Raw genomic sequence first — 14,044 nt, 5'->3', positions numbered from 1 at the left:
CACGATCAACAACCTGTTTGACCGCTTCAATTTTAAACTCTTCGGGATAACGCTTACCGCTCATGGGCACCTCTCTTTAAGTCATCTTAAATGACTCTGAGGTGTCTGTTAAACCTGTGGCGATTCACACCTTGCTTTGGCGCTTGTCTGGTACAGGAGGGAAACCGGCTGCACTATCTGGCTGACCGGGCCAGTATCACCGGTAAGTTCAGCGAAGCAGAATGTCTTAAGCTGGATGTGGCATTCCCGCATTTTATCAGCCAGATGGAATCGATGCTGACTACTGGTGAAATGAATCCTCGCCATGCCCACTGTGTCACCCTGTACCACAATGGTTTCACCTGCGAAGCCGATACCCTTGGCAGTTGCGGCTACGTATACATCGCCGTTTACTCCACCCATCGTTAACTACTTTCACAAGAGCAAATATGAAAACTCTACCTGCAACAAATCTGCAGGCGGCGAAGCTATGTCTGTCGCCCGTGGCTGTCTGGCAAATGCTGCTTGCACGCCTGCTGGAACAACATTATGGCCTGACTCTCAACGACACGCCATTCAGTGATGCAACGGTAATTCAGGAACATATCGATGCCGGTATATCTTTGGCCGATGCCGTTAATTTTCTGGTGGAAAAGTACGGGCTGGTTCGTATTGATCGCAGGGGATTCGACTGGCAAGAACAGTCCCCATATCTGCGGGCAGTCGATATTCTGCGGGCGCGATAGGCAACAGGTTTATTGAAAGCGCGGCACGGTGAACATTGGGAATAGCCTTCCTGATTCACACTGCAGCTTTCCTTACTTATTTAATTTACTCATTCCAAAAAGCACCTGCCGATGCTGGTTGGTGCTTTTACTTATATGGACGAAATATCATGCAAATTGAAGCTGTAATTTTAACTGGGCACATTATCGCAAGCACAATCCGGGAATGCTGGGCCGTCGTTGTTGATGGTTTTGACGCATACTACGATCAAGCTTATGATCCAGCATAATTTCTTTTCCTCATGAAGGGACTGGTATGGGCAATAGAATGTGGATGATCCGCGGTGACGGCGGCAAGCTCTATGACGATTTTCGCGATAAGCAAATTGTAGGCATCGGTTGGTCTCAGCTGGCTCCATTAGTCAAACCCGGCCTATCCCGAGCCCAGTTACTCGCCTTATACCAGGAGGCTGATCCCTTAACAAAGCTCGGAACAGCCCGTTCTGGCGCATCGCAGGTCTGGCGTTTTGTGAATGAGATCCAAAAGGGTGATTGGGTTATTACCTATTCGCCAGCCAACCGTACTTATTTGCTAGGCAAAGTTACTTCAGACTTCCAGTATCATCCTGAATGGGTGGAAGAGGGGATGGGTATCGCTCGGCAGGTTAAATGGAATACTCAAGAAATCGACCGCGATAGACTGTCTGTTGCTACCAAAAACACATTGGGTTCTACGCTGACGGTTTTCCAGCTTCCAGAATATGCGCTAGAAGAGCTTTTGCAGGATAAGAAACCCACTGCAGATGTAATTACTCAGAATCCAATTGCGATGGATGAAGATGAGGCTGTTTCGGATCCGCTTCGCGATATGGAAATGCTGGCGTTTGAGGGTATCAAAGATCGTATCAACTCTCTTGACTGGGATGAGATGCAAAATCTTGTTGCCGGAGTTTTACGCGGTATGGGCTATAAAACGCAGGTCTCACCTGCGGGAGCCGATCGGGGTAAAGACATTATTGCTTCACCTGATGGATTTGGTTTTGAAAATCCACGTATTATCGTTGAGGTAAAACATCGCAGGGAGCAAATGGGGAGTCAGCAGATCCGCAGCTTTATTGGCGGTCGTCATCCAGAAGATCGTGGGCTTTATGTCAGTACGGGGGGCTTTACGAAAGATGCTCGCTATGAAGCCGACCGCTCACAGATACCTCTGACGCTCTGGACGCTGGACGATCTTGTCAGAGCCCTCATTGAAAACTATGAGCAGGTTGATATCGAAACCAAACTTTTGGTGCCTCTGAAGAAAACTTTCCTGCCTGCCTGAATCTTGCTTTGATAGCCATATCGGTGTTCTACTGGTATGGCTTTATAACTACTCGCATTGTCTATTTTTTATACGGATTTTAACTTGTGGGTACAAGTGCGGGTATAACTATTTCCCCCCTATTTTAAACAACATTGATATCAGTCTATTAGGTGTGAAATTCGAGTCGGCCTTCGCACCAGGAGCATATAAATGGACCTCAACTGAGGTCTTTTTTATGCCTGAAATCCAGAAGTTATCTACCTTTCTCGGTTGAGCGCTGTGTTTTTTCCGTTGTTATCAGCATGCTAACCGTCAGGACAGAGCCGACAGACAAAAAGTATGTCTGCAATAATGTCTTGAATGTACATATAGTTGCGAGCATCATCGCAACTATGTGCTCATGAATTCTTCAATGTAATGACCTCTGACAAAACCCTAAAGCAAGCGATATCAAATATTACTATTTGGCGCAAAGGCGAACAGCGAGCGCCGCATAAGCCGTTATTGCTGTTATATGTCCTCTCGCACTATCGGCAGGGTCACGATCGTCTATTTGATTATGGTTCTGAAATTCATGAGCAATTGCTGGATTTGCTGGAACGCTATGGACCACAGCGCCGTGAACAGCGCCCGGATATGCCGTTCTGGCGTCTGAAGGGCGATGGTTTCTGGGAATTGCAAAACGCGGAATTCTGCTCAACGAGTGGTAGCCGCCAGCCGCCCAAGCGCGAACTCATTGAATATAATGTCGCTGGTGGGTTTGATGTCGACAATTTCGCGCTGGTAACAAAAAAACGTAAGCTAATCGACACGCTGGCGCAGCAGATCCTTGAGGCGCATTTTCCGACCAGTATTCAGGAAGACATCGCTGACGAGATGGGTTTTGATATTCGTACCTCTCTCCGTCAACGCGATCCGAAGTTTCGCCAGGCGGTGCTACGAGTTTACAATTATCAATGTGCGGTCTGCGGCTTCAATATGCGCCACGACAACGCCCCTATAGCCCTTGAAGCAGCCCATATCAGATGGAAGCAGCATCATGGTCCTTGTGAAGTGCCTAATGGCCTGGCGTTGTGCGCAATTCATCATAAAGCGTTCGATCGTGGTTCGATTGGCCTGGATGAAAATATGCGCCTGGTGGTTTCCGACGCGGTGAATGGTGGCGGAGTGGTACAGCGGCTGTTCTGGGATTTTGCGGGGAAAGAGATCGCGTTGCCGCAGATGAAAGAAAATTATCCGGGTGAACGGTTTGTGGAATGGCACAAGAGGGAGGTGTTCAGAGGAGGGCATTGATCTGGGGGAGTATTTTGAGTGGGGTATACGTTATCTGCTAAAAACAGAATCACATCAAAGGCATCAAAGTAATCGGCCACGGTTCTCGCACTATGGTCTGTAGCGCGCTGGTGGAGTCACACCTGTAGTCAAGCGACGCGTAGAGCGCCAGATGAACCATTACGAGCGCAAGCAGAATTTATAAGGGCGGTGCCTTAAAGAGCACAGGGAGATTGTAAGTAGCCCGATATTGCTGGCTTTTGCTTAGCTTGCTGACGGGATTCGTCGTATGAAGCATGAAAATTACCTCATGTTTTATATAAGGATTCGACACTATATCAAAACCGGTAACTCTCAACCTTTTAAGGCTATGTGTCAGATCAGGTCGTGATAAGACACATAAATTTAAAAACCTATATCTGGCCAAATAGACTTTTTTATAACAGCTTTATAAATTAAACAAATCTGCCATAGAGACAGATTTGTTTAATTTATAATTAGAGGTTTGCAACGTTATGATATACTTTTTGCACGTCATCATCATCTTCAAGGGCATCAACAAGTCCTTCAAAGATTTCTAAATCTTCTGGTGAAAGTTCAACTTCTGATTGAGCAATCATTTCTAATTCTGTTGTTGAAAATTCAGTAATTCCAGCTGCTTTTAGCGCTGCAATTCCTTTGTGCAGGTCTGTAGCTTCAGTATAAATAACGATGTTTCCTTCTTCTTCGGTTACATCACGAACATCAACTTCAGCATCAAGCAAAATTTCAAAAATATGGTCAGGGTCTGTTCCTTTAAATACAATCACTCCAGTATTGTCAAACATATAGCTGACAGCACCTGCCGCTCCGATATTCCCGCCTTTTTTATTAAAAATTGTGCGGATATTAGCAATCGTACGGTTAACATTAGACGTCAACGTTTCAGCGATAACCATTGAACCATTGGGTCCAAAGCCTTCATAACGCCCTTGCACGAACGTTTCATCTCCGCCACCTTTGGCTTTATCAATAGCTTTATCAATAACATGTTTTGGAACCTGTGCTTGTTTCGCACGTTCAATAACGAATTTTAAAGCTGAGTTTGATTCCGGGTCTGGTTCACCTTGTTTAGCCGCAGCATAGATTTCTACACCGAATTTTGCATATACTTTAGACGTTGCACCGTCTTTAGCTGTTTTTTTAGCAACAATATTTGCCCATTTACGTCCCACTGGAAACATCTCCTCAAAGAATTATTTACATTAATGGCAGGTTAATAACCCGCATGTTTTTCTGCCGCATTATATCATAATATATAAATTCTCGTCTATGAGAAATAAAAACATCCAGCTTTTACGGGGGGGTACTTTGATTTTAACAATGGCTAATATGGTGGGTAAGTCATTTTTTAATTTTCTTCTGGTTCTTTTTTTATTTTTAATAATTGAATTGCAGCAATAACGTCTTATTGATGGTGGTGTCGCTCATCAGGTGAGGTGGAACGCTTGCACGTCTTGCGACATATTGTGGCAGAAACTTAATGGCGAAATTAAGAGCCTATCCCATTAGGGCTATTTTACTTGCCATTTTGGACCTGGGCAGTGCTCAAAATCCTCACGTACTACGTGTACGCTCCGGTTTTTGCGCGCTGTCCGTGTCCAAACTGGCTGCGCCAATAACGCCTACTGGGATAGGCTCTAAGACGATATATTCCCGCCTTGAGCCGTGTTAATTTGTTGCATACTTTTAAATGGAGGTATACCTCTTGTAGGGTATACCTCCTGCTTTACGTTATCGCGCGATTAACGCAAATACGCCCCAGCCAAAGTATTCTCGCGTCCAGGTGACGTGACGTTTGGGGGCTACCGTCAGTTCTGTTCGAACCTCTTGCGCAAACTCATCGTCAGGGTTTTCCTCCAGCCAGCGGCGCATGGTCATCCACTTCGCGGCTTCATATCTGTCCCAGCCTTGCGGGTCCGCCAGCACCATTTCCACTACGTCATAGCCGAGTTGGTCGAAAAAGGCGACCAGCTCGGGCAAGGGGCGAAAATCGGCGACGGATGAGACGCCACAGGCGTGGGCGATCTCTTCCGTTGCGGGGATCTGACGCCAGTACGGTTCACCGATGAGAATGATCCCGCCAGGTTTGAGGCTTTTGGCCAGCAGATCTATTGTCCCCGCGACACCGCCCGCAATCCAGGTCGCGCTTACGCAGGCCGCCACGTCATATTTTTCCTCGTCGATATAACCGGCCGCGTCGTTATGAATAAAATGTACGTATTCACTGACGCCGAGCTCTTCTGCACGTTGTTTTGCCTGTGTGGTGAAGAGCGGGCTTATGTCAATGCCAGTACCTGTAACACCGTAATCGCGAGCCCAGGTGCAGAGCATCTCACCCGAACCGCTACCGAGATCGAGAATCCGCATGCCTGGTTTCATGCGTAACGCATGGCCCAGCGTGGCGTACTTTTCCGCTGTAAACGGATTATGGATACGGTGTTCGCTTTCGCTAATGGTAAAAATACGTGGGATATCCATTGGGTTATTCCTTTTACTGAGGGCAATACCCTCAGAAGTGGATGCTTTTTCAGCCAGCAGCGCAAACAGCTTGCCTGCAAAAGTCTCGCCGACCGGCCAGGTGTGACTGTCCGGGCGCTGCAACACAGTGAAGCCAGCATCACCAAGCAGGCTGATATATTCATCATCGCGCCAGGCCTTCATTTGACTGCCGAAACGGGTGGTACAGCCGTTTTCCGCTATCGCCCAGAACTGCGTTGAGCTGGTTTGGGCCTCTTCATCCCAGGCATTTTCCGTTAACAGCAGATGAGGCTCGGCAAGAAACAGGCCGTGCGGACAACGCTGCCAGCCTGGCTGCGCCATGCCCTGGCGTTTAACTTCATCGAAGGTATGCACTTCAACAAGCAGTTTGCCATCCGGTTTCAACCACTGAGCGCAATGACTGATGAGGCTTTGCGCATCAGCAGCGCTAAAGACATTCAGTTCCCCAAACGTCATCATAATGAAATCAAAAGGTTCCGTGGGGTGGTATGTACGAATATCCTGCTGAATGTAGTCAATATTCAGGTTTGCGGCTTGCGCCTGCTGGCGAGCCCATGTGATGGATGCCGGAGAGAAATCTACGCCTGTGCAGTGAAACCCACGCTCCGCTAACAGGCGGGTATAAAAACCGGGGCCACAGCCGAGATCCAGAATGCGGGCGCCAGCGGGTAACTGACGGGTAATCCATGTTACCTGTTGCTCAATCACGGTTAGCCGGCGGCTGGCCCAGTCGTGGTCCTGCGACAGATGATTTTCCAGCATGCGTTGGCTGAAGGCTGGCTCGTCCCAGGGGATTTTGCCTTCATCGGGTAATAGCCGAATGTGATGCGTTGCAAAAATAACGGCGCTGATATCCATCATCATCTCCTTAGCGATTATCAGGCTGGGCGCGAACGCTGTTCAGCCCGGTTGTATTAATGCGGTAGGGCTGACCGTTAACGGATTTGATCAGCTTTTTGGTTTTGAGTTTTTTGAATACAGCGAGCGTGCAATCGGCGAGCAACAACCCTTCGCGGCTATAGCACTCAACGGCGGTGACGCGGCCTGACGCATCGCGGATGTGCGTAATGCGTCCGCCTTTGGCGAGAACGTGTAAGGTACGTTGTTCCTGACGGGATAAATTCATACTGAAGAACCTGTTTAATCATCATAGGCTAAACGTGCAAACACACTGCAGTGTCCGCATTCGATTTCGGCGCATTGATAATCAGTCCGGCCTGAAAAGGTCGGGTAACTGATTATCAGATGATGACATTCTCCAGCATCAAAGCCTCGGGTTGAGTTGAAAGGTATTTACGTCGTGAATGATAACACCTGATTTCTGTAAGTGAATAACCGGGAGTGAAAAGTGTGATCTCAAAGGGAGGCTCATGACGTTTAGCGTATCAGATGAATAGCTCCCGCAATTACCATAATGAATATTGATTAAACTCATATACCCGATAATGACCGCTTTGATAGTCTCGACGTATCTTTTGGCCGTTGACAGGGTTGTAGCGTTGGAAATCTTTTTTTAACCCGCTGAAAAATATCACTTAAATATTTTTCATACACAAACATTTATGGTCCGCTGAGTTCGGATCCGGTTTTGTATGGGTTAAAAAAGGTACGTTATGAAAGTCATATGGACTGTCACTCCTGTGGGGTATCAGCGCATAGCGAAACGTTGCCCTTCATGCAGCGTAAAACGGGACTTCACGCCTTCTGGGGCATTTCGGGTTAATTCGCAAAAGAAGGTACTCGATGTCTGGAGTATCTATAAATGCACACACTGCGATTACACCTGGAATATCTCCTTGTTCTCACGCCTACCAGTCAGCAAAATTAACCGCGATCTTTATTGCCGGCTGATGGCGAATGATGCTGCCACGGTGCAATATTTTGCTTATGACAACGCGATCCTGAAGCGAAACAATGCTGAATTATCGGGGCAGCCTGATTTTCACATTCAGGAACGGTGGCTGGTCAGTATCGCCTCCCACAAGCAGGTCAGTGTTAGCGTCAGGATTTCCCGTTCTTTTCAGGTCAGCCTGCTGTCGATTTTGAAGAAGCAACTCCTGCTAAGCGCAGCCGAAATCAAGAGACGGATTGAAACAGGGCAAATAAGTGGCGTCACGATGAAAATGCTTAAATCGCGAAAACTGAAGAATGCGAAATATGATTTGCAGCTCTCAGTTGAAACACTGTATGACCGGCGAAGGATTGTTCTGACCCGTCGATAAAAATAATAAGCTCACCTTACGTTTAAGTGTGCTGGTATGGCAACGACGTAACGGAATGAAAGAAGGACTAAGGGACAGGTGAGCTTTAGTTGAATAACCCTTGTCTGTGGCATTCAGTGAAGGCTGAATGCCATGGATAATCCAGACGTTTTCGCACCAGTGATGATCAGCAGAATGACAAAGGGCGATGGGTTACAATTATCTGTAGAGTAAATAAATATTCACGCAACACCATTAAAAAATAAGAAAAAATGGCTCACTGTTGAGCTGATATTAATACCTGAACCACTGAATTAGAGTAATGTGGCGCTATTCATAGCGTAATTTTTTCTGTTGCGGTTACAGGGGGAGGAATGCACACCTTTAGACCATACTCACTAAGGCATAGCGATCTGTTATATGAAGATATTCCGTTAGAAATACGCGAGCAAATAATCTTATTGATTATCAATACGCTAGGAAACTGCTCCTCTTTTTATGATATGACATTATACTGCTATCATAATAGTCATTCTGACGAAGTTTATCGAAGAATATGTAAAACGTTGCGCAAAGAGTATGGCTTATTCACCTTATATGCGCATTCAACGTCATATCTGGATGAAATGAGTAATCTGTTATTAAAAACAGATGATAAAAGAAAGCATATTGATACCATTGAGCTTGCTTTTAACTATATAGATACCTACCTTCGGACCTATGAAGTTACGCTTGGGTTAGAACCGGATAAGGCGATTAGTGAATTAAATAATATATTTCATGAGCATAGTTTAAAATATCGCTATGAAAATGGTAGAATTGTAAGGTTGCGCAGAATAAAACGGCTTAAAAACATATGTTATTATTTGTACTCCCCTGGAGAGTATGGCTTTGTCGAATATGATCTTATGGAAGCGTATAATCGCCTGATGCTTAATGATTTTGCCTGTGTCGTAAAGGAATGTCATGCAGTCTTCAGAAGCGTTCTTCTCAGAATTCATGAGAGAAAAGGTATCGCATATCATGAACAAGATAGTTTAAATACACTAATGGCTAATCTGATGGCGAGAGGCGTTATATCTGCTGAATATGCACATAAATTTCATTTTTTAAGTAACGTGCTGGAGTCAGAAATATTTCTGCCGATGGCGCCAGAAAAATCGCATCATCACTACGCAATGATGCTCCGTATCTCTGAAGAGTTGGCCTGTAGTATTTATTATCTTACTGAGCGGAGTATATTTTTTCTTACCCAGCGGGCTGAAGAAGATAGTGTCGCGCCATAATAACGATCGCGCTGTCGTTCAGTCAGACTGCATCATCGTTATTTAAATTTGTTCAGACGTCGGAATTTTTTGTTCTGCCGTCTGTTTTTTTAGTGATGAGCTGTTCAGTGCAATAATAAGGGGTACAGTACGATGACTGATTTTTAAACTGCATATCATCTGTGTCGCATTTACTCATGGGTATTGGGTCAGGGAGAGAGAAGAATGAACACTATTTTAAAGCCTTTTTTATTGGCGGTAACCCTGATGTTAATCTTAATAAGGCCTGGCTTTGCAACGGAGGATGGAGCGATAACCATGGTTAAAACCTACAGCACTTATGACTATTTGCAGACCCGAGCGCGGTTGATGCACGCTGTCGCCGATCACGGTCTGGTGTTATTTGGGGAATTTGACCATGCCAGAGCGGCACAGAATGTTAACCTGAAAATGCCGCCGACAACGGTTCTGGTCTTTGGCAATCCTAAAGGCGGAACGCCTCTCATGCTGGCGCATCCCGAACTGGCGCTGGATTTACCGTTTCGGGTGCTCATTAGCCAGCAAGCCGATGGGCGAACGTTAGTCAGTTATCATCCCGCTGAAACGCTGCAACGTTATGGTCTTGATGCCGCAGCCATACAGGCTTTGAAAAAACTGGAACAGCTCGTTGAAAAAAGTCTCCACTAAAGCTGAAAATCGGGCGATGTGTTTGCACAAGTGATGTCGCGAATAAATGCGGTCACATCGTCCATTACCTGATGCGATAAGGCGGCATCGAAGGTGGCGCTATCAGCATCACAGAACCCGTGCCGCGCATCGTACATTTTACACTGCACCCGGGGGCGCTTTTCCAGCGCCTGTCGCATGGCGAGGGGATCAAACGCTGGCTCATAACGCGCGACAATAACCAGTGTCGGACAGAGAGGCGCAAGATGAAGGTACTGGCGTATACGGGAACCGTAATAGCAAACGACGCCATCGCATAACCCACTGGCTGCACTTAGCCATGCGAGCGTTGCGCCGACGCTATATCCTACGACGATTAGCGTCTCGTACTGCGTTCTGAGATCGTGGAGTAATGTGGTAACGACGGCGGGATCAAAGCCGACATTTGCTGAAAAGTGACGGTAAGCCTCCTCCTGCTGTTCATAGCGAAAGGGGGTATGGTGAGGAAACAGCGCGGGAATATAGATGTCGAATCCGCGCGTCATCCATTCATGGCCTGCGCGTTGGATATGAGCGTTAATACCATAAATTTCATGCAGAATAATCGCTGCCCGGCGATGGCGGCTCGCCAGACTGGAGGCGTTGCTCCCCCCGGATACGCCTGGGGCGAAAAACACGGTGTCTTTTATCATAACGCGTTCTTGATACAAAGAGAGCGGCTGGATTTTCGCCGATCACGCTATGTCAGAGGCGTTGTTCCTGTCAATGTACAGATACATTTTATGGCCTGATTTTTGGTTGATAAATTTTATATTGGTAAACCAATATGCTGTTCATATTCAGGCATCAGGGCTAAAGATAGAGCATCAGTCGTGTATTGTTTATTGCCTTTCCTTTCATCTGGCTTCACTAGCGAAACGGGGCGCATTATTGTTTTGTTGGTTGACCAGTTTCGCGTTTTTGGTGTGCTACGCGTGCTATCTCTCTTTACAAATGCTATAGTCTGATACCGGGAAATCGCATCGGACGGGCACGACCAATATGAAATCAAACACTTCTCAGCAAAGACCTTACCAGGAAGTGGGCGCAATGATACGGGATCTGATTGTTCAGACGCCGTACCGCCCCGGGGAGCGCTTGCCGCCGGAAAGAGAGATCGCTGAGAGGCTCAATGTGACGCGTACCGTCGTGCGTGAAGCGCTGATCATGCTGGAAATTAAAGGTCTGGTTGAAGTCCGCCGCGGCGCCGGGATCTACGTGCTCGACAGCGCGGATAATAACGAGATGGAAGGCGCTGACGTCAATCACTGTAATGACGCCGGGCCGTTTGAACTGTTACAGGCGCGTCAGTTGCTGGAAAGCAATATCGCTGAATTTGCCGCTCTGCAGGCCACCCGCGAAGACATCATTAAAATGCGCCAGGCGTTACAACTGGAAGAGCGAGAGCTCGCCTCCAGCGCGCCGGGCGGCTCAGAAAGCGGCGATATGCAGTTTCATCTGGCCATTGCCGAAGCGACCCATAACAGTATGTTGGTAGAGCTCTTCCGTCAGTCCTGGCAATGGCGTGAAAATAATCCGATGTGGCTCCAGCTTCATAGCCATCTGGGCGATACGCTTTACCGTAAGGAGTGGCTGGTCGATCATAAGCAGATCCTCGCGGCGTTAATTAAGAAAGACGCCCGCGCAGCGAAGCTGGCGATGTGGCAGCACTTGGAAAACGTGAAGCAGCGTCTGCTGGAGTTTTCCAATGTTGATGACATCTACTTTGATGGCTATCTGTTTGAGTCATGGCCGCTGGACAACGTTGATGCCTGATTATACCTGGAATAGCGTGGGCAGACCCAGTCCACGTTTTACTTCCTGTAGCGTCTTTTGAGTGACCTCATGCGCCCGCTCGCTACCTTTTTTCAGCAATTCCATTAGCATTCCCTTATCCGCAATAAAGGTTGCCCGTCGTTCGCGTATGGGCGCGATCAGTTCTTGCAGGCAGGTCTCCAGCTCATTTTTACAGACACGGTCGCCTAATCCGCCTTGTTGATAATGTGCTTTCATCGCCGCGACTTTGGCTTTATCCGGATGAAACGCATCCAGCCACGTAAAGACGACGTTACCTTCTATTTTTCCCGGATCGCTAATTTTTAAATGATTGGGATCGGTGTACATCGCGCTGACCGCACGGTGGATGGTCTCTTCGCTGGCGGAAAGAAGCAGGGTATTGCCGAGCGATTTCGACATCTTGGCGCTGCCGTCAATGCCGGGCAGACGACCCGTATCGCTCAGGAGCGCCTGACAGGGTCGCAATACCGGCGAGGAGAAAAGACTATTCATCTTATGAACGATCTCATTCGTTTGCTCAATCATGGGCAATTGGTCGTCGCCAACCGGTACCATTTCGGCCTTAAAGGCGGTGATATCTGCCGCCTGGCTAATGGGATACGCCATGAACCCGACCGGCAGGGAACGGGTAAAGCCTTTTTGGGCAATCTCATTTTTTACCGTAGGATTACGCTCCACTCGGGCGACGGTAACAATATTCATATACAGCACCGTTAATTCAGCGAGGGCGGGTAATGCGGATTGCAGGCAGATCGTCGTTAGCGCGGGATCGATGCCGACGGCCAGATAGTCAGCTAACACTTGCGGAATATTATCGCGGATTTTTTGCGGATTACTGCCGTTATCGGTGAGTCCCTGCAGGTCGGCAATCAGGACATACTGTTGGTGATCCTGCTGTAGCGCGACGCGCTGGCGCAGTGAACCGACATAATGGCCGAGGTGCAGCGAGCCGGTGGGGCGATCGCCAGTCAGAATGATGGGAAGGGTGTTCATTAAGGACTCCTTTATGCTTACTGTAAAGCCGAAAGACGTCCCGAAACGCAGTAGCCGCCTTTCGGCGGCTACTTAAAAAGGGATAGTGATCCGTGCCGCCTTCAGGAAGGCAGCCACCAGCGGAGATGACGTTGCGTAGCGTTGGATCGTTTCGTGTTCATGTGATCTAACGTATCACGACTAAACGTAAGGGTAAAGCGGCTGGCGTGTCGTCCGGGCATAAAGTCATATCGCCTGAACAGAGAACATGTTACTGACTTTGAAACGCGATTTTATAATTTGCTGCCCAAAAATACGTGGCGCTGAAAGGCGCATTTTTGATGCAAATCATTTATTACTGTGATAACACTGTGCGCGATAAAAACATTAAATATATTCACATAGTAAATATGTTCTATTGGAATGGTTGTTTTCGATATGACAAAAGTCTAAAAAGCCCATTGATGTGAAAAGGAATAAGAATTGTCTATATTCCGATTCGGTGTAATTAAGTAATTTCTCGGATAAAAATAAGAAATGATATTGATATTTCTTTTTTGATATGGTTCTTATAGCGGCTATGGTTATTCAGGAAACGATGCTTGAATGCCTGGCGTAATAGATTTCAGGTCAGTAGCGCTATTGTAAAATGGATTGTTGATGGCAGAAGGTATTTAGCAAGAATCCAGTTATAGCAGATTGTCGGTATTTAATCTGGTATACAGAGACACCAACGAAATGGCTGGAAAATGGAACGTTCTTTCATTGTTGGCGTTCCGTCCTTGTCAGCCTGCTTTGCCGCATGATAATCACGGAGGGGGGATGGACGCCATCTATTTAAAACTGGACGGTATTGAAGGCGAAAGCCGGATCAAAGGTTTTGAAAACCAAATAAAACTTATTGCTTACAACCACAACCCGACGAAACGGGAGTCCGGCGAAGCGAGAGGGACATATATTGGAGGGTTGACGCTGACAAAGCCAGTCGATCTTGCTACGCCTGGCCTCTATGAGCACTATTGTAACGGGAAAACGGTGAAAGAAGGCGTGCTGACATTATGCCGTCGTGATAAGGGCGCAATGCTGCCATTTATTATTTATACGCTCACCAATGTGCGAATTTCACGCATGAGCAATCATGGCGACGCCGAAGGCAGCGCCACGGAGACCGTGGATTTGGTTTATAGCCATATTCGCTGGGATATTCCCGCATTAGCGTCGAAAAGCAAAACACGGCGGCCCCTTCACCGACAGGCGCTGTGGCGATGAGGACAAAACAAG

14 protein-coding genes are annotated in these 14,044 nt (G+C 47.2%); 9 read left to right on the top strand and 5 right to left on the bottom strand.

The window, feature by feature from the left end:
• The first annotated feature begins 90 nt into the window (after window positions 1-90).
• The 4 genes from J4728_RS18380 (at window position 91) to J4728_RS18365 (ending at window position 3,303) form a co-directional block, all read left to right on the top strand.
• Window positions 91-408, top strand: a complete 318-nt coding sequence (locus J4728_RS18380) for a type IV toxin-antitoxin system YeeU family antitoxin (RefSeq protein ID WP_208212199.1) — start codon at window positions 91-93, stop codon at window positions 406-408.
• Window positions 409-428: 20 nt separating this feature from the next.
• Window positions 429-725, top strand: coding sequence for a TA system toxin CbtA family protein (locus J4728_RS18375; RefSeq protein ID WP_000854676.1), 297 nt, complete (start codon window positions 429-431; stop codon window positions 723-725).
• A 313-nt stretch (window positions 726-1,038) separates the two neighbouring features.
• Complete coding sequence (locus J4728_RS18370) at window positions 1,039-2,028, top strand: restriction endonuclease (protein WP_077906441.1); 990 nt, start codon at window positions 1,039-1,041, stop codon at window positions 2,026-2,028.
• 399 nt (window positions 2,029-2,427) lie between these two features.
• On the top strand, window positions 2,428-3,303 hold the full coding sequence (locus J4728_RS18365; RefSeq protein WP_208212196.1) for a phosphorothioated DNA-binding restriction endonuclease: 876 nt from the start codon (window positions 2,428-2,430) through the stop codon (window positions 3,301-3,303).
• Between the two features lie 476 nt (window positions 3,304-3,779).
• Here the strand turns inward: J4728_RS18365 and J4728_RS18360 are convergent, their stop codons facing one another.
• From J4728_RS18360 to J4728_RS18350, 3 genes are all read right to left on the bottom strand, one after another.
• Window positions 3,780-4,496, bottom strand: coding sequence for a YebC/PmpR family DNA-binding transcriptional regulator (locus tag J4728_RS18360; RefSeq protein ID WP_000532939.1), 717 nt, complete (start codon window positions 4,494-4,496; stop codon window positions 3,780-3,782).
• Between the two features lie 559 nt (window positions 4,497-5,055).
• A complete protein-coding gene (locus tag J4728_RS18355; RefSeq protein WP_208212194.1) occupies window positions 5,056-6,687 on the bottom strand; it encodes a class I SAM-dependent methyltransferase in 1,632 nt (543 codons plus the stop codon).
• Window positions 6,688-6,691: 4 nt separating this feature from the next.
• On the bottom strand, window positions 6,692-6,949 hold the full coding sequence (locus tag J4728_RS18350; protein ID WP_001054381.1) for a YjhX family toxin: 258 nt from the start codon (window positions 6,947-6,949) through the stop codon (window positions 6,692-6,694).
• A gap of 487 nt (window positions 6,950-7,436) precedes the next feature.
• Between J4728_RS18350 and J4728_RS18345 the strand changes: the two genes are divergently transcribed.
• From J4728_RS18345 to J4728_RS18335, 3 genes are all read left to right on the top strand, one after another.
• Entirely contained in the window at window positions 7,437-8,045 is a 609-nt protein-coding gene (locus J4728_RS18345) for a DUF1062 domain-containing protein (protein ID WP_000864858.1), read from the top strand.
• A 353-nt stretch (window positions 8,046-8,398) separates the two neighbouring features.
• Window positions 8,399-9,310: an STM4504/CBY_0614 family protein gene (locus J4728_RS18340; RefSeq protein ID WP_114064387.1), complete on the top strand. Its 912-nt coding sequence runs from the start codon at window positions 8,399-8,401 to the stop codon at window positions 9,308-9,310.
• Window positions 9,311-9,514: 204 nt separating this feature from the next.
• Entirely contained in the window at window positions 9,515-9,976 is a 462-nt protein-coding gene (locus tag J4728_RS18335; RefSeq protein ID WP_208212192.1) for a DUF302 domain-containing protein, read from the top strand.
• Here J4728_RS18335 and J4728_RS18330 read toward each other — a convergent pair.
• Window positions 9,973-10,647 (bottom strand): dienelactone hydrolase family protein, encoded by a 675-nt coding sequence (locus J4728_RS18330; protein ID WP_023260960.1) that lies wholly within the window; start codon window positions 10,645-10,647, stop codon window positions 9,973-9,975. The genes J4728_RS18335 and J4728_RS18330 overlap by 4 nt on opposite strands.
• A 349-nt stretch (window positions 10,648-10,996) precedes the next feature.
• Here J4728_RS18330 and uxuR point away from each other — a divergent pair, with 349 nt between their 5' ends.
• Window positions 10,997-11,770 carry a Uxu operon transcriptional regulator gene (gene uxuR / locus J4728_RS18325; protein WP_000841654.1) on the top strand — a complete coding sequence of 258 codons (774 nt, stop codon included), beginning with the start codon at window positions 10,997-10,999 and terminating at the stop codon, window positions 11,768-11,770.
• On the opposite strand, the gene trpS is transcribed toward uxuR, so the two are convergent.
• On the bottom strand, window positions 11,771-12,784 hold the full coding sequence (trpS, locus tag J4728_RS18320) for a tryptophan--tRNA ligase (RefSeq protein WP_001094611.1): 1,014 nt from the start codon (window positions 12,782-12,784) through the stop codon (window positions 11,771-11,773). It lies immediately after the preceding gene.
• Between the two features lie 717 nt (window positions 12,785-13,501).
• On the opposite strand from trpS, the gene J4728_RS18315 reads away from it, so the two are divergent.
• Window positions 13,502-14,032: an Hcp family type VI secretion system effector gene (locus tag J4728_RS18315; RefSeq protein WP_000907671.1), complete on the top strand. Its 531-nt coding sequence runs from the start codon at window positions 13,502-13,504 to the stop codon at window positions 14,030-14,032.
• Window positions 14,033-14,044: the final 12 nt, after the last annotated feature.

Source organism: Salmonella sp. 32070601201500089SM, from assembly GCF_017573605.1.
Classification (GTDB): domain Bacteria; phylum Pseudomonadota; class Gammaproteobacteria; order Enterobacterales; family Enterobacteriaceae; genus Salmonella; species Salmonella enterica.
The sequence above is the reverse complement of the archived record's forward strand: the minus strand, read 5'-3'. Positions and strand labels throughout refer to the sequence as shown.